The organism is Prescottella soli, assembly GCF_040024445.1.
Classification (GTDB): Bacteria; Actinomycetota; Actinomycetes; order Mycobacteriales; family Mycobacteriaceae; genus Prescottella; species Prescottella soli.
This window is the reverse complement of sequence record NZ_CP157276.1, coordinates 3857079-3872809: the sequence shown is the minus strand read 5'-3', so window position 1 is coordinate 3872809 and position 15731 is coordinate 3857079. Positions and strand designations below refer to the sequence as shown.

Annotated in this window: 9 protein-coding genes and 1 pseudogene; 5 read left to right on the top strand and 5 right to left on the bottom strand. The window is 71.9% G+C overall.

Features of this window, described 5'->3' with window-relative positions; all coding sequences use genetic code 11:
* Positions 1-3: 3 nt before the first annotated feature.
* Both ABI214_RS17910 and ABI214_RS17905 read left to right on the top strand, forming a co-directional pair.
* Positions 4-588, top strand: coding sequence for a hypothetical protein (locus ABI214_RS17910; protein ID WP_348603857.1), 585 nt, complete (start codon positions 4-6; stop codon positions 586-588).
* A complete protein-coding gene (locus ABI214_RS17905) occupies positions 585-2000 on the top strand; it encodes a phytoene desaturase family protein (RefSeq protein ID WP_348603856.1) in 1416 nt (471 codons plus the stop codon). The genes ABI214_RS17910 and ABI214_RS17905 overlap by 4 nt, the downstream gene beginning before the upstream one ends.
* Here ABI214_RS17905 and ABI214_RS17900 read toward each other — a convergent pair.
* The 5 genes and pseudogenes from ABI214_RS17900 to ABI214_RS17880 form a co-directional block, all read right to left on the bottom strand.
* Positions 1997-2780 (bottom strand): annotated as a pseudogene (locus ABI214_RS17900) (IS5 family transposase). The gene ABI214_RS17905 and the pseudogene ABI214_RS17900 overlap by 4 nt on opposite strands.
* Before the next feature lie 70 nt (positions 2781-2850).
* Positions 2851-3309: a hypothetical protein gene (locus ABI214_RS17895; protein ID WP_348603855.1), complete on the bottom strand. Its 459-nt coding sequence runs from the start codon at positions 3307-3309 to the stop codon at positions 2851-2853.
* 128 nt (positions 3310-3437) lie between these two features.
* Positions 3438-4988, bottom strand: a complete 1551-nt coding sequence (locus ABI214_RS17890) for a dynamin family protein (protein ID WP_348611733.1) — start codon at positions 4986-4988, stop codon at positions 3438-3440.
* 8 nt (positions 4989-4996) lie between these two features.
* Positions 4997-6817 carry a dynamin family protein gene (locus ABI214_RS17885; RefSeq protein WP_348603854.1) on the bottom strand — a complete coding sequence of 607 codons (1821 nt, stop codon included), beginning with the start codon at positions 6815-6817 and terminating at the stop codon, positions 4997-4999.
* A 147-nt stretch (positions 6818-6964) separates the two neighbouring features.
* Positions 6965-9517, bottom strand: a complete 2553-nt coding sequence (locus tag ABI214_RS17880; RefSeq protein ID WP_348603853.1) for an IniB N-terminal domain-containing protein — start codon at positions 9515-9517, stop codon at positions 6965-6967.
* Between the two features lie 343 nt (positions 9518-9860).
* On the opposite strand from ABI214_RS17880, the gene ABI214_RS17875 reads away from it, so the two are divergent.
* The 3 genes from ABI214_RS17875 to ABI214_RS17865 all read left to right on the top strand — a co-directional run bounded on the left by ABI214_RS17875 (position 9861) and on the right by ABI214_RS17865 (position 15603).
* Complete coding sequence (locus tag ABI214_RS17875) at positions 9861-11597, top strand: Hsp70 family protein (RefSeq protein ID WP_348603852.1); 1737 nt, start codon at positions 9861-9863, stop codon at positions 11595-11597.
* 3 nt (positions 11598-11600) lie between these two features.
* Entirely contained in the window at positions 11601-14132 is a 2532-nt protein-coding gene (locus ABI214_RS17870; protein WP_348603851.1) for a LuxR C-terminal-related transcriptional regulator, read from the top strand.
* A gap of 82 nt (positions 14133-14214) precedes the next feature.
* The gene (locus ABI214_RS17865) at positions 14215-15603 is read left to right on the top strand and encodes a S1 family peptidase (RefSeq protein ID WP_348603850.1); all 1389 of its coding nucleotides are present in this window, start codon (positions 14215-14217) and stop codon (positions 15601-15603) included.
* Positions 15604-15731 lie beyond the last annotated feature (128 nt).

Sequence of the window (15731 nt, the reverse complement as noted above, 5' to 3'; positions counted from 1 at the left end):
GGCGTGGACACCACTGGCGACCCCGGCGCGACGAGTGCATCGGCACCGCCGCGGGCACAGCCGCCCCGCCCCGCCCTCGTGGTCACCCCCCTGCACGACCGCCGCATCGATCCCGGCCCCACACCGCGGACCCTGACCGCGGCCGTCGCGGTGTGGGCCGCGTCCTTCGCCGTCTTCGCCTGCCTGGCCGCAGCCCTCGCCGCCGACTACGACGCGGTCGTCGCCGCTCTCGACGCGGGTCTCACCACCGACGATCCGACGGCGGATCCGACGACGGTCGACCAGGTGTCCGGGCTGACCGTGCTGGGTGTGGGCTGTATCGGATTGCTGCTGGTGCTGGCCGGCGTGCTCGGGATCGTGCGGCTGCGCTCCGGTCGCGGACGGGGGCGCGCGTGGCTCACCGTCGTCGGCGTGTTCACCGTCGCCGCCGCGGTGACGTCGTGGAGCGTCCTGTCCGATGCGCGTGACCTCGCGTTCCGGACGCCCGCCTGGGCGCCCCCGCTCCAGGCCGCGCTGGTCGTCGCGGGCACCGCGCTGCTCTTCACCACGTCCGGGTCGGCGTGGTTGCGCCGCCGGAGCATCTCATGACCGACGCCGTCGTCGTCGGCGCCGGCCCCAACGGGCTGGCCGCGGCGGTGACGCTCGCGCTCCGCGGCCTCTCGGTCACCGTCTACGAGGCCGCCGAGACCATCGGCGGCGGCACCCGGACCACCGAACGGATCCTGCCCGGTCTGCTGCACGACGACTGCTCGGCCGTGCATCCGATGGGCGTGGCGTCACCGTTCTTCCGGTCGCTCGACCTCACCGCCCACGGGCTCGAATGGTGTTACCCGGAAGTCGATCTCGCGCATCCGCTCGACGGCGCCGTCGCGGGCGTCTTCACCCGGTCGCTCGAGCAGACGGTCGACCGCCTCGGCCCCGACGGCCCGCCGTGGCGGCGGCTGTTCGCGCCGCTCGCCGCGCACTTCGACGACCTCGCCGGCGAGGTGCTGCGACCCATCGCGCACGTGCCGACACACCCGATCACGTTGGCGCGCTTCGGTGTCGACGCCCTGATGCCCGCGACCCTGACCGGGAGACGCTGGCGGACCCAGCAGGCACGCGCGCTGTTCGGTGGCGTCGCGGCGCACACCTTCTACCCGCTGACCAGGCCGACGACGTCGGCGGCGGGTCTGCTGATGCTCGCCGCCGGGCACCGGTACGGGTGGCCCGTCGCCCGCGGCGGCTCGCGTTCGATCACCGATGCGCTCGCGTCGCTGCTGCGCGCACTCGGGGGCCGGGTCGAGACCGGCCGCCGGGTCGAGTCGCTCGGGGAACTACCGCGCGCCGACGTCACGATGCTCGATCTGTCCCCGACCGGCGTCGCCGACCTGGCCGGAAACCGGTTGCCGGCCAGGGTGTCCCGCGCGTACCGCAGGTACCGGTACGGACCGGCCGCGTTCAAGCTCGACCTCGCCGTCGAGGACGGCCTCCCGTGGCGCGACGACACGTGCCGCCGGGCCGGCACCGTCCACCTGGGCGGCGCGCTCGACGAGATCACCGCGACCGAACGCGACCTGCACCGCGGCCGCATGCCGGAACGCCCCTTCGTGCTGATCGGTCAGCAATACCTGGCCGATCCGTCACGCTCGGCCGGCAATGTGCATCCGGTGTGGGCGTATGCCCATGTGCCGCACGGGTACACCGGCGACGCGACCGAGGCGATCCTGAGTCAGATCGAACGCTTCGCTCCGCGAGCACGGGAACGCATCGTCGGCACCTTCAGCCGCTCCGCAGCCGAGATGCCGCTATACAACCCCAACTACGTAGGCGGCGACATTGCGTCCGGCGCCAACGACCCGCTGCAGATGCTGGCCCGGCCGCGGATCGCACGCGACCCGTACTCGACCGGGATCCCCGGCGTCTACATCTGCTCCGCGTCGACGCCGCCCGGCGGGGGCGTGCACGGGATGGGCGGCTACAACGCGGCCCGCTCGGCGCTGCGGCGACTCGAGCGCTAGAGCGTGTCTGACAAAGCGTGGATCCATGCGATTGCGGCGTGGATGAAGACGGCAACTCGGTAGACGATCGCGTGTTTGTCGTAGCGGGTGGCGAGGCCTCGCCATTGCTTGGTGTGGCAGAACCGGCGTTCGATCACGTTGCGGTTCTTGTAATCGGCGGCGTCGAGCCCGACGGGCCTGCCGCCGCGTGAGCCGCGACGTTTGCGGTGCCCCTGCTGGTCTCGGGGTTCAGGGATGACGGCCTTGATGCCACGCTCGCGCAGATGCTTCCGGATCGCGCGGGACGAGTACGCCTTGTCTCCGCGGACCGCATCCGGTCTCGTGCGCGGTCGCCCGATCTCCCGTCCGACGCGCAACTGCTCCAGAAGCGGCAACAGCATCGGAGAATCCCCGGTCTGGCCGGGAGTGATCAGCGTGACCAGAGGCAGCCCGTTGCCATCGACGAGCTGATGGATCTTCGTCGACAACCCACCCCGCGAGCGGCCGATCCCGTGATCAGGCGGCTCGACCGCTGGATTCGTGTAGTTCGCCCCATCCCCCTGTGGGGCGGATCGTGTTCGTCGCATGCTGATGCCGGTGATGCCACGTCCACACCGTCTGCCACGGCCCGAACACCTCAGGAAGATCACGCCACGCGATCCCGCACCGATACCGGTAGATGATCCCCTCGACCATCAACCGCGCATCCGAGAACTTCCTGCCCGGACGTCCCGTCGGCTTCGGGAGCATCCCCTCGATCAACGACCACTGGGCATCCGAGAGCAACTGAAAGCGCGACAGGGACCAGAGTTCCAGCCAGAACGCTCAACCTTGCCAGACACGCCCTAGGGATCCGGCCAATGGCTTCGGGTCAGGTCCGCTTGCGGCTCGCGATCTCGTCAGAGAGCTGCTGCACGTGGGCGGGGTCCGCGTCCCGGGCAAGGGCGACGTAGTGATCCATGACGGCCGGCCGGAAGCGCACGGGCAACGTCTGTCCTGGGGCGAGCCGGGTGAGCTCGGTGAGCGTGAGGTCTTCGTCTGCGATACCGCGGAACGAGATGCCGTCGGCGGTCTCCACGTCGAACATCAGGACCACACGTGGATTGCTGTTGACCTCCCGCCAGTCGACGAGAACGCCGAGCGCAAGCGCCCCCGTACGCAGTTCCGCAATGCGCTTCAATGCACCACTGCTCATGAACGGGTTCGGGGCGACGCCCGGGAAGTCGGGCCCGACGCCGAGCGATTCCCGACTCAGGTCAGGCCTTAGCTTCTCCATCACATCGTCGAGCGTCATCTTCGAATCGTTGCGCTTCTTCTTCCAACCGAACATCCTGACCCCTCCCTCACACCGGTGCCGGAATATCGGCCTGGCCTTCGCTCGCCCCGCGATTGTAAGTCGCGGCCATTCCCGACCTCCGTCGCATCGCCCCGTCCCGATGCCTATTTGTCAGACACGCCCTAGCGGTCGGCCCGCGGAACCGGTGTCACCCGAACCGATCCGGTGTCGAGGTCGAGCCGCATGGCCCCCTCGAAACCGTCAGCACCCCCGGGACCACCCAGATCCGCGAGCACGCCCTCGGCGCTGCGGGCGGCGACGCGGCAGGCCCGTGCCGTGAACTGGTCGACCAGCGGGTGCGCGGCGCGCTCGCGCCACTTCCGCACCGCGCCGAGCGCCACCACCCGCCCCTCCTCGATCGACGAGTCCGGCGACAGACCGAGACGCTGAGCGGCATCGATGCCGAATCCGCCCATCAGCCTCTGCAATTCGGTCAGATCGTCCGGCCCCAGGCTCGTCTCGGTACCGCGGAGCCGGCCCAGCATCCGCAACTCCTGGAATCCGTGCACGTCGGCCAGTAGCCGCCGGACCTCGCCCAGCAGGCGCGGCGTCGCCGTCCCGGGATGCGCCTCGAGGACGCGCTCGAGCGCGACGAGCGCCGAGTGCGTCTTGAGCTGGTCCGCGCGCTGCCCGAACTGGACGTCGATGACCTGACGCAGCTCGTCGAGCCCGCTGCGCGCCACCAACTCCGATGCGAGAGTGGGCGAATCCTGAACGCCCAGACGGATCAACATGACCGCGAGCCGGATCCCGAAGAGCCCGAATCGTTCCACCAACTGCCGGCGCGTCGCCGCATCCACTGGCAACGGCACGTCCTCGCGCGCGAACCGGTCGGCCGACAGCATGGCCAGCTGCAGGTCTTCCACCGACACCGTCGCGAGGGCCTCGAACGCCGCGAACTCGCTCTGCCGCAACGTCCGCGCCCCCAACGCCAGCAGCCCGGCGACGGGCACGACGGCCTGGCACAGCCCGGTGAGCTCGAGTTCCGAGGCGAACCGCGCGGCCATGTCCTTCGCGGACATCATCGCGTCGGCCCGTCCCGCACCCACCTCGTCGGCCCGGGAGACGACACCGATCACGCCGAGCGGCCCCGACTCGCCTCCGACGTGCGTGCCGATCCGGCCGAGGAATTGGACGTCCGACGCACTGAGGCTGCGCAGCAGGTACACCACCGCGTCGGCGCCGGACGCGGCATTCTCCGGCGTCAGCATCTCGAACGTGCGCGCCGAGACGTCCTTAGACAGCGACGACGTGCCGGGGGTGTCGATGACGGTCGTCTGCGCGAGCGCACTGGCCGGCCACTCGACGTCCAGCCGATCGACCCGGTCGGCGGTGAGGTCGCCGAGGTCGAACGTCAGCCGTCCGAGCCGGCGCTGCACCGCGACGTTCGCCGATCGGTCGCCGTCGTAGCGCGCGGTGACCGCGGGGGTGGATCCGCTGCGGTACCACGTGACGACACGGGTGCACTCGGTCGCGTCCGTGGGCGCGATGTCCTGCCCCACGAACGCATTGAGCAACGTCGACTTGCCGGCCTTGAGCGAGCCGGCCAGCGCGACCCGGAGCGGCTGCTCGAGCCGGGCCGCACACTCCGCGAGCTGCGTTCGGGCCGCGGCATTTCCCGCATACGCGTCGCGTGCGGACGCGATCAGCGTCCGGGCCCGGTCCAGGGACACCGAGGTCGTCACGCCGTCACCTCCTCGCCCACGCCGGGCTCGACCGGGAACAGCTGCGCGGCCTGCTCCTTCAGCTCGGCGAGAGCATTCAGCTGCCGCTCCACCTCGGCGGCACGGCGCGCCCGTTCGGTCGACTCGACCGTGGCCGCCTCCTGCGCCGCCCGCAGCGAATCGGCGAGCGACCGCAGTGTCTGCTCGGAGATGGTCGTGAAGTGGTCGCGCAGCAGACGCTGCATCAGCCGCAGCCGGTCCTTCGATTCCTTGCCGACCTGGAAGCTGACGTCGTCGGTGAAACGTCGGATGGCGACCTTCGCGTCGGCCCGACGCCTGACCACCCGCGCGTCCCGATCGTCGCGGTATGCCTTGGTGCCCAGCAGGACTCCCGCTCCCACCGAGATCGGGTTGACCAGCGCCATCCCCATCAGGGTCGTGACCAGGCCGAACATCAGCACGCCACCGTACGACCCGCGCATGCCGACCAGCACCTTCTGCGTGATGCCGATCCGGCCGGACTCCAGATCGGCCAACTCCGCGACCGGTTCGAGGACGCCGTCGAGGTCCGCGACGTCGAGCTGCGGCAGCTCCACCGCGCCGGCGTCCGCGAAATGCTCGGCCACCACCTCTGCGAGCCACAGCGCGCGGTCGTGTGCCCACACGAAGTTGTCGCCCACCGACTGCGCGATCTGCTGTTCGAGCCACTCACCCAGCTCCGCCCACTCCTTGCCGGGGTCGCCCTCGTCGACGGCGCGTTCGGCCTCCCGGGTCACCTGCCGCAGCCGGTCACGCAGGTCGTGATCGATGTCGGACGCGAGGTCGGCGATGCCGTCCGCCAGGGTCTGCTGCCAGCGCGCGGTCTTCTTCTGCAGTTCCTCGGTGACCGCCTTGGCCCGCTGCAACTCGGCCACGGCGGCCGCGCCCTTCTTCGGATCCCGCAGTGCGGCAAGCTCACTGGCGAGCGCAAGCTGGAGATGCTCGACGACGGCGTGGACGTCGAGGGACACCGTCCGGCGGAGTCCGCCCTGGGCGTACTCGATCACTCGGGTGCGCAGGAAGTCGTACAGCGCGTCGAATCCGGATTCCTCGTGCAGTGCCCGGTCGTCGAGGCGCAGGGCATGCGACCGCAGGATCGACGAGATCGGCAGCAGCGGAACGTCGAGTCCGGCTCGGCGCAGGTGCTCCCGATCAGCGTCGACGATCTGCCGCCAGTGTGGGTAGAGGTCGGTTTTGGTGATCAGGCACGCGGCTGCGGGGCACAGACCCGTCACCTGTCGGAGGAAAGCGAGTTCCGGTTCGGTGAATTCCTGGCTGGCGTCGGACACCACGAACACCGCGTCGGCGGCCGGAAGCAGTCCGAGAGTGGCTGCCGCATGCGGATTTCCGCGCCCTCCCACGCCGGGGGTGTCGACGAACACGAGACCGTCCGCGAGCAGAGGGCTCGGCACGTTGACCTCGATCCGCAGTACCTCGCGTCCCTCCGCGCGCGGTGTCTTCGGCGTCACCGCCTCGAGTTCGTCGAGCGGCAGGTCCACCCGGAGCGGCTCACCGCCGGGCTCGACGAGGACCAACTCCGCGAAGCTCCGCTCGGAGTTCTGCACCACGGTCGGGACGGCAGTGGTCTCGTCGTCCCCGACCGAGCACACCGCCAGGTTGAGCAGCGAATTGACGAACTGGCTCTTCCCCTGCTTGAGCTGGCCGACCACGACGACCCGGAACCGGGGATCGACCGTCCGGGTCCGGACCAGTGCCAGGCGCTCCACCAGATCGCTGCGCCCCGCCGAGGAGGCGATGGTCGTCGTTCGATCGAGCAGACCCGTCATCGCGTCGTTCATGAGTCCCGCTGCCCCGCTTCTCTGTTCCGACCTACGCACGCATCCCGTGCGCGCGCTGACTGATCCGCCGCTTCGCTGGATACGAATCGGGGCCCCGCTCGCATTAGCGCGCCCGGGGCCCCGTTCGTTACAACCGCTGTCCGGCCGTCACGGCAGCAGATCGTGTCCGAGATCCGGCTGGGTCTCGGCCGGATGGAGGATCGACGAACCGGCCTGTCCCAGGGCGTCGACGACACCGTCGGCGAACAGACCCGCATCCGAGTGCGCGGAGCCGAACGCGTCACCGTCGATCGACGACCAGGCGTTCCCGCCCGCGAGACCACCCGTCAGGTGCGAGGCCCCGTCGACCGCACCCTGCCACACCGACGTCAGGCTGCTCGTGAGGTCAGCCCCGATGTCACCGGTTCCGCCGAGGCCGGCGCCGAGTCCACCGTCGACGTTGCCGCTCGACCCGAAGCCGCCGCCGATCCCGCCTTCGACACCACCGCCGACTCCGCCGTCCACCGACCCGGACGATCCGGTACCGGCCTGGAGTCCGCCCACAGCCGCCGTCGCGGCATCGACCACGCCGTTCAGCGCGCCGGCCACGTCGACACCGAGCTGACCACCGAGGTCACCGGCCGAGCCGAGGCCGCCGCCCAGCTGCCCACCGAGATCGCCCGTCGAGCCCAGCCCGCCGCCGGCGCCGAGCGCGGCGTCGAGCGCCGTGCCGAGGTCGCCGCCGGCCGAACTGCCCGCCCCGAGCAACCCGCCGAGCGCACCGCCGAGCTGGGTGCCGAACCCGCCGTCACCGGCGAGCAGGCCACCGAGGTCGAGCGAACCCCCGGACTCGAGGCCGCCGCCGAGCACCCCACCGAGCGCCGCGCCCAGATCGACTCCGGCGGAGCCGCCGACGCCGAACGCGGATTCGAGCAGCCCGCCGAGGTTCGCGTCGACACCCACCTCGACGCTGCCGGCGGCCGCGAGGGCGCTGTTGATCGCCGAGCCGAGCGCGGTGGTGAGCGCGCCGTTCACGTCGAGCGCGCCGCCCAGGGCGCCGCTGACGGCGGCGCCCAGATCGCCGCCGGCCAGGCTGCCGAGGTCCACTCCTCCTCCGAGCCCACCGGCCAGAGCCCCGCCGAGAGCCGCCCCCAGCTCGGCTCCGATCGACCCCCCCGCCGCGAGGGCGGACCCGAGGGCGCCGCTGAGCGCCGCCGTCAGATCGGCACCCACATTGCCGGCCAGTTCCGTGCCGAGGCTGCCGCCGACCTCGAGCGCCGATTCGAGGGCGCCGGTGAGCGCGGCCGACAGCTCGCCGCCCGCGCCCAACGCACCCGCGAGCGCCGCCTCGAGCGACCCGCCCAGCCCACCGGCCGCCTCGACGGCACCGTCGAGCATGCCGCCGAACGCGGCGCCCAGCGCGGCGCCGAGATCGCCGCCGATTCCGAACGCGCTCTCGAGAGCCGCGGTCAGGCCGCCGCCGGCCTGCAGCAGGGCGCCCAGGTCGAGGCTGTTCACGCCGTCGAGCGCGGCCCCGAGCGCGGCCCCGAGCTGCGCGGTGAGCGCCCCGTCGGCACCGAGCGAACCACCGATCAGGCCGCCGAGCGACGCACCCAGGTCCAGTGCGGTGTCGATCTCGAGGAGGTGCGCGATGTCGAGTGCGCCGCCGAGGTGGAGCGCGCCGCCCAGCGCTGCACCGAGGTCGGCACCGACGGACCCGCCGAGCGACAGCGCCGATTCGAGCAGCCCGCCGAGCCCGGCGCCGATCTGGCCCAGGACGTCGGCGTCCAGTCCACCACCGAGGCTGCCGCCGAGCGACAGCGCGGACTCGAGCGCGCCGGTCAGCGCCGCGGTGAGGTCCGCGCCGATCCCGAGACCGCCGCCGAGGGCCGAGCCGAGCGAGCCGCCCAACGCCAGCAGCCCCTCGAGGCCGGCGCCGAGCCCCCCATCGAGCCCGGCGCCGGCTTCGATCGCCGCACCGAACAGCGCGCCCAGCGCGGCACCGAGCTCGCCTCCCAGCTCACCGCCCATGCCGAACGCGCTCTCGAGCGCGGCAGTCAATCCGCCGTCCACCGACAGCAGTCCGTCCAGGTCGAGGCTGCCCACGCCCGCGAACGCGGCGTTCAGCGCGGCACCGAGATCGGTGACGAGCGAGCCGTCGACGTCGAGCGCACCGGCGAGGGCCGCGGCGAGCGCTCCACCGAGATCGAGCGAGCCCCCGATGCCGGTCAGGCTGCCGAGATCGAGACCGCCGCCCAGCCCGACTGCGGCCTCGATGGCGCCGCCGATGGCCGCACCGAACTGCGCGCCGATCGCACCACCGGCCGCGAGCGCAGCACTCAGCGCCGCCGCGAGCTCCCCGCCGAAGTCGAAGCCCCCGCCGAAGTCGAGGCCGCCGCCCAGCCCGCCACCCACCGCTGCACCGAGCCCCAGCCCCGCACCGGCACCGAGCCCGGCGCCGCCCCCGAGTCCCAGGCCACCGCCCAGCCCCAGGCCACCGCCGAGCCCGCCGGCCGCGAGGATCGCGCCCAGGTCACCCGCGGCGGGTCCGAACAGCCCCGACTCGGCGACCATCGGCGCCACCGCGACGATGTCGGCGTGACACACGCCGCCGAGCCCGGCCGCGCTGAGCGCGGCCTGCGGGTTCGCGCAGTACGCGGCGGCAGCGTCCTCGTCACGGAGAAGCCGGAGGATGAAGTCGAGAACTGCGTTGCTGGCCATGGGAACGCTCCTGACAGTCGGAAGGCCGGCTGCCGCAAGATCCGAGCGGGACACTGCGGCGAGATTGGTTTCTACGCTACGAATCCGGGCCGCGGACGATAACGGGGCGGATCCCCCGGAAAACCGGCAGGGGGATTGACGCCTCCCCCTATAGGGGATCGGTCCCGATTAGGGGGATCACCCCCAAACCCGCACCGCTCGTCATCCGTTCCCGTAACGCACGACGGCGGCGCACCGACAATCGCCATACCACCGGCGGTCACGCAAACCCGCCCAGAACGGACGGGAGAAGGGTATGACCGCAGGGCTCGGAATTGCTGTCGGATCCGCAAATTCACGCACCGTGGCCTTCTCCGAGAGCGGAACCGCAACCGGCGAAACGGCATTCGTCGCCACTTCGCGCCCGTCGGTTCTGCACGTCGCGGCCGACGGTGCCGTCACGTTCCCCGATCTCTCCGCCGACCCCGCCGGCACCCCTGTCGCGGGGTTCGTCGAACGTGTCGGGGATCCGGTGGGCCTGCTCGACGACGCCGGCCGCGTCCACCGCGGCGAGGACCTCTTCGCCGCCGCCGTGGCCGAACTGAAAGACGCCGCCCCGGGCGCCGGGGCCGTCACCGTCACCCATCCGACCGCGTGGAGCAGCTACACCGTCCACGCCCTCGAATCCGCGCTCGATCGTGCCGGGCTCTCGACGGCGCGCGTCGTGCCCGAGGCCACCGCCTGTGTGCGCTGGCTCGAATCGTCTCGTGATCTGCAGGGCGACGGCGTCGCCGTGGTCTACGACCTCGGTGCGTCCGCGCTCGACGTCGCCGTGGTCCGCACCGGCGCCGAACCGTCGATCCTCGGCAAGCCGATCCGTTCCGAGGACTTCGGTGGCGCGCACTTCGACCACCAGATCACCCGGTACGTGCTCGACACCGTCTCCGAGAAGACCGGCGATCTCGATCCCTTCGACACCGCGACCACGACCGCCCTCTCGGACCTGCGTCGGAACTGCGGGGCGGCCAAGGAGTCGCTGTCCACCGACACCGAAACCGTCATCCCGGTCGCCCTGCCCGGGTATGTCACCGACGTACGCCTGGTCCGGTCCGAACTCGAGGACCTGATCCGGCCGGCACTCGCCAACTCGCTCGAACTGGTCCGAGAAGCGTTGCGATCGGCCGAGATCGAGGTCTCCGACGTCGGCTGCGTGTTGCTGGCCGGCGGCGGCGGGGCGATCCCGCTGGTGGCCGAACTCGTCTCGTCCGAGCTGGGCCTCACGGTGGTGGCCGCACCGGATCCGGCGCTGACCGCCGCGCTCGGAGCGGCCCACCTCGCCGTCGACGAGCCGGCGTCCGCCGCCGCCACCGCCACCGCCTTCCCGGACTACGAGCACGCGACCGACGACACCGCTGTCGTGGCGGTCGTACCCAGCTTCCCGTCGCGGATGCGGTCGCCTCGGAACGGGTCCACGACCCGCCGCCGAATCGCGATCGTCGTGTCCGCTGTAGCCGCGATCGGGGTACTCACCGCGGGCGGGCTGTCCATCAGAACGGCGTCGAAGCAGCAACCGGCACAGTCCAGTTCACCCGTCACAGGGACGTCCACGGCGCCGTCCGGCGGTGCGACGACGACGGCCGGAGCGGCAACCGGCGGCGCGGCGACCGGTGGCGCGACACCGGGCGGCGCCGGGGAGACCGTCACCGTGGGCCACGTCGGCACCGGCAGCACGGTCACCGCGGACAGCGGACGTGTCAGGACCGCCGACACCGGACGCGCGGCCCCCGCCCCGGGCCCGACCCCGGGCGCGCCCGGTGCCCCCGCCGCCCCGGAGAGCGTCCGCACCGCCCCCGCACCGGGCGACCCGGCGCCCGGTGGCGTGGTGGCACCGCCCGCATACAACCCGCCCGCACCCGGCGGCGGCGTGACCAACCCGCTCCCGCCCGGCCCCTCCGCCGCCGACGTCGGCGAGGGAATCGGCAAGGCCGCCACCGGGGTGGGCGCCGGACTCGGGGCCGCCGTGACCGGCATCGGAACGGGTGTCGGCAACATCGTCGGGGCGGTCGTCGACCCGGTGACCGGACTGCTGATCGGGAAGTAATCGATGCGGATCGCAGGAACAGGAACGTCGGCAGCGTCGTTCGACGACTCGCCGTCGGACCCCGCACTCGCGGGCGTGCCCGGTGTCCGGGACCTTCTGGAGGCGCTCACCTCACGCGCCGACGGTTGCGTGCTGGTACGAGGCAACTCGGGCAGCGGAAAGTCGCTCCTGCTCGCCTCCGTGCGAAACATGTTGAGCGCCAGAACAGATCGCGTTCACACCACCGTCGAGTCCGCGCTGCTCGACTCCGGACCGCTGGTCCTCGACGGCGCGCACGCCCTGCCCGACGCCGCACTCGTCACCCTGCAGCAACTGGTGCAGCGCGGGAATCGCACCGTGGTGGTGGCCACCGAACCCCGGCCCCACCGCACGCCGCTGTCCGACCTCGTGACGGGCATGCAGGCCCGCGGACCGGTGATCGATCTCCGGCCGCTGACTCCGACCGAGGTCGACGAACGAGCACGTCGCCGCGGGATCGCGCTGGCGCCGGGCCTCATCCGATCGCTCCACGAGTCGACCGCGGGCGTGCTCGCGTCCATCGACGCCGGCCTCGACGCCGCGGAGGCCTCGGGCGGCGACGAGAGCGCGATCCACGCCGCGGTGACGTCTCACCTGCACGACGCGCTGCGCCACCTCGACACGGACATGCTCGCGGCACTGTCCCTGTGCGCGTTCGGATTCGGTGCGGACTCGACGGACCTGGCCACCGTCCTGCAGATCACCCCGGAAGCCGGGCGCGACCTCACCGACCGGGTGCGCGCGAGCGCCTTCGTCCCCCGCGCGAACACCGCGGCGCCCGCGGTGCGACCGCTGGTCGGCGCCGCGCTCGGCGTCACGCGACTGAGGGAACTCCAGATCGGTGTACTGACCGCGAGACTCGACGCCGGCACACTCGACGCGCAGACCGCGCTGATCCTCGCCGAAGCCGGACTCGAAGATCCGCGGCTCGCCCGGTTCCTGTGCACGTGCGCGGAATCGGAGAATCCGGCGCGAGCGGCCGAACTCCTCGCAGCCGCGGTCCGGGCCGGCGCCGACGCCGACTGCCTCGCCCTGCGCCGCTCCGAGGCGACCGCACTGTCCGGCGACCTGGACACCGCCGAAACGCTCACCGACTCGGTACTCGACCGCGCCGCCGCCCTCGAACCCGTGGAGTTGGCTTCCGCCGTGCGCATCTCGGCCGGCATCGCGGCGTGCCGAGGCGCCATCGAGCGCAGCGCCGATCTGTACGAGTGGCTCGGGCCCGAACGCGTCGGCGCGGACGCCGCGATCGCCGCGACCGTCCTGCTCGCCGCCGGCCGCCCCGATTCCGCGGCCGAACTGCTCGCCGCGGGACGACAGGGACCTCCGACGTCCGGCGCAGCCGGCGTCGCCCTGCTCGCCGAAGGACTCGCCCAGTCGATCGCGGATTCCGGTGCGCTCGCGATGAACTCGCTCACCCGCGCGATGTCGCTGTTGAGCACCAGTGCGCACGTCCGTCTGCTGCCGGACAGCGCGACGGCGGTGACCGCACTGCTCTGCCTGCACTCCGGCGAACTCGCGCACGCGGATTCGGTGCTCCGACGGGCCCTGGAATCCGATCCTCCGTCGAGCATCGCTCGCACCCGGCACCTCGTGCTGTCGGCGTGGACGGCGATGATCGGGGGCGACCTCACCGCCGCCGCGTCGATCGTCGATGCCCTGCCCACCGACAGCACACTGCACGCCCGCGAGGCCCTGTTCATCCACGGCCTGCGAGTGGGACTCGCCCGCCGCAACGGCGATGTCGGTGCGCTCCAACGCGAGTGGGCCGTGGCCCAACCCGTGGTCGCGGGCTACTCGGTGGACCTGTTCAGCCTGCTGCCGCTGGGCGAGCTCTGGCTGGCCGCGGTGCGCGTCGGCGACGCCCCGCGGATCGCGCACCTGGTGACACAGGCGCAGGACCTGCTGACCCGGCTCGGCGAACCGGCGCTGTGGGGCGCGGCGCTGCACTGGTACGGCGTGCAGGCCGCGATCCTCGGCGACAACCCGGCCCAGCTCCTGCCGCACGCGCGGGCGCTCGCCGCGGCCGCGGCGGTGAGCGCCTACTCCGCCGGGCTCGCCTCGGCCGGGCGCGTCTGGCTGCGGGTGCTCCGGCAGGAGGCGGACGCGGCGGAGGTGGAGGCCGCGGCACGGGAGCTCGAGAGCATCGGACTTCCGTGGGACGGTGCCCGCCTGGCCGGCGAAGCCGCGCTTCGGGTCTCGGACACCCGCGGCGCCACGACGCTGCTCCAGGTCGCTCGATCGCTGCGGGACACGACGGCACCGCAACCCATCAGTGAGTCCGCCACACCCGACCCGGCCGGGGGAACCCTCACCGAGCGCGAGGCCGACGTCGCCGGGCTGCTGCTCCTCGGGCTCACCCACCGCGAGATCGGTGCCCGTCTCTACATCGCCCCGAAGACCGTCGAGCACCACGTGGCACGGATCCGGAGGCGGCTGGGCGCCAACTCCCGATCGGAGCTGCTGTCGATGCTGCGCGCGCTCGGCTACGGAAGCGCCGAATCGTCCGCCTCGTGAACTTCGCGCGAAATTTCCCGAGCTGCACTCGGTCGCGTGCCCTATTGTTGGTGGCCGATCCCGAAGACACCGAAGGAACTCCATGCGTACCTCGCTGGCGCCGCGCGCCGCAGTGCAGTCGTTCGCCCGCCGAGCCGCCGTCGTCGGATCGTCGACGCTCCTGCTCGTCGCACCGCTCACAGCATCCGCGCACGCCGAGCCGGCGGACCCTGCCGGGTCGACCGCAGCAGGCATCACCCAGCTCTCGGCCGACGAGCTGCCCGCCGACCTGATCGAGGCGATCACACGGGATCTGCAGATCACCCCGCAGGAGTACCTGGACCGTGCCGCGCGCGCACAGGAACTCGGCTCGTACGCGGCCGAGTTCAGGACCGAACGTCCCGAGGAGTTCGCCGGCGCGTGGATGGGCCTCGACGGTCATCCCGTCGTCGCCGTGACGACCACCGAGGCGGCGCAGATCGCGGCCCGTGACGGGTACCGCACCCACATGGCACCGGTCTCCCTCGAAGGACTCGAGCAGTCCGTCTCCGACTTCAACCGTTGGGTGTCCGAGCTGCCGCGCGAGATCGCCTCGCAGGTCGGGTCCGCGTCGATCGACGTCCTGAACAACCAGATCGTCGTCGACATCGCGAACAGCCCCGTCGGACGCGCCCTCGACCTGCCGACCCTGATCGCGAACGTCAAGGTCCAGCTCTCGAACTTCGGGCCGGCCACCGTGGAACGGGCGCCGATGGGCGGCGACACCTACGTGACGTCGGCCAACTCGCTGGGCGACACGCCCCACAACGAGATCGGCGTCTGCTCCTTCGGATTCAACGGCGTCGACCGGAACGGCAATGCCGTCAACATCAGCGCGGGTCACTGCGACCCCGCCCAGGGCACGAACGCGGGCGTGTACCTGCCGAACCGCGCGAACCTCGGCGACAGCCTCGAAGTGGGCACGTTCGCTCGCTCGGAGGTCGGCGGCGACGACACCATCGACTACTCGCTGATCCGTCTCAACGACGCGGGTCTGCGTGTCGGACTCGACCGCCCGGTGATCCGAGGCGCAGGCGGCAGCACCCTCACTGTCACCGGCACCGCCGTTCCCGTCGTCGGAGCCCCGATCTGCAAGTCCGGACAGACGTCGTCGTTCACGTGCGGCGTCGTGTCCGCCGACCGCGTCGAGGCCCAGCTCATGACGTTCGACGGTGCCAGCCACACGGTGCGTGGATTCGCCGGAACGGCATGCACTCTCGCGGGCGACAGCGGAGGCGCGATCGTCACGGGCACGCTGGCGCTCGGCATCACCAGCGGCTCCAACAGCAGCGACGCGCCCAGCTGCGCCGAGGCCAACGTGGTTCTCGCGCTCGACGGTGGAACGTCCAACCTCGGCATTCCGATCCGGAACATCCTGGGTGCGGCGGATGCGTCCTCCGGAGGCGGCCTGGGCGCGGGTCTTTCCGTGCGCACCGGCGCCGCTGGCGCCTGACGAATCGTTCACGGGGATTTACGCATAACGGGTGGGCATCGGGGTACCGAACCCATATAGTCGAACGCGACTCGGAGCACCCGCATACGCCGGGTGCTCCTCTCTGCGCGCCTCGGGGTCCACGGGCG

Coding starts and splice junctions, on each gene's coding strand:
- ABI214_RS17905 (WP_348603856.1), top strand. CDS start 585: ATGACCGACGCCGTCGTCGTCGGCGCCGGCCCCAACGGGCTGGCCGCG.
- ABI214_RS17895 (WP_348603855.1), bottom strand. CDS start 3,309: ATGTTCGGTTGGAAGAAGAAGCGCAACGATTCGAAGATGACGCTCGAC.
- ABI214_RS17885 (WP_348603854.1), bottom strand. CDS start 6,817: ATGAACGACGCGATGACGGGTCTGCTCGATCGAACGACGACCATCGCC.
- ABI214_RS17880 (WP_348603853.1), bottom strand. CDS start 9,517: ATGGCCAGCAACGCAGTTCTCGACTTCATCCTCCGGCTTCTCCGTGAC.
- ABI214_RS17870 (WP_348603851.1), top strand. CDS start 11,601: ATGCGGATCGCAGGAACAGGAACGTCGGCAGCGTCGTTCGACGACTCG.
- ABI214_RS17865 (WP_348603850.1), top strand. CDS start 14,215: ATGCGTACCTCGCTGGCGCCGCGCGCCGCAGTGCAGTCGTTCGCCCGC.